This window comes from Mesorhizobium sp. M0496 (assembly GCF_040321205.1).
GTDB lineage: Bacteria > Pseudomonadota > Alphaproteobacteria > Rhizobiales > Rhizobiaceae > Mesorhizobium.
This window is the reverse complement of the sequence record NZ_JAMYRC010000113.1, coordinates 1-692: the sequence shown is the minus strand read 5'-3', so window position 1 is coordinate 692 and position 692 is coordinate 1. Positions and strand designations below refer to the sequence as shown.

Annotated in this window: 1 protein-coding gene; it reads right to left on the bottom strand. The window is 55.3% G+C overall.

Annotated features, from left to right (window positions below; genetic code table 11):
- A partial coding sequence (locus tag NKI73_RS33580; protein WP_352636353.1) for a M24 family metallopeptidase occupies positions 1–692 on the bottom strand: 692 nt, incomplete at both ends.

The following is a 692-nucleotide window of genomic DNA, read 5'->3' as shown; positions in this document are numbered from 1 at the left end:
TGGCAGCCCATCTTGTATCGTTCGTCAGTCCATGCAGCATGCACGGCGTTCGCAGGGGAACCTACATTCATGGAGATAGGGTGGCGAGCGTATGAGCCCGGAAATTCTGGAGTGCCACCCATGAGCGCTTGTGATACGGCAGCGCCTACGTCGCATTGTCGAGCGCCTACAGAGATTGAAAGCCTACCGATCTGCATAGCCCTATCAACGATCTTCCCCGCTTGCTCCATATAGGCGATCTCAGCAGGTGATTTTATCGTCCTCAGCGCGGAAACCATACCGTCGGCATCGATAAACTCCGCAATGCCTAAGCTTTTGCTTAAGGCGGCATGGCCCTTCACTCCAAGCATCTTCCCTGACAGTTCGACCCCAATACGGTTCGACTTACTGCGCTCGCGGACAAGGTCAGCAATGGGCTGCCATGCCGTGAGTTGACTCGAACCGATGTACTTCTCCGGGTAGCTGAGCAGCTGTGATTGCGGCAGGTAAGAACTGGCCTCCGCACATACTATGTCCATTTCACGCAATATAAGCCATGGCTCCTCCTCTTCCTGACATACAAGGGCGAGTTGTGGCACGTAGTCCGAAAACCCCTCGTAGCCCGTGAGATAGTTCATATTCCCTTCATTCAAGACAAGCAGTACGTCGATGCCGCGCTCGGCCATCTGCTGGCGCAGCCGGGTCGTGCGTGC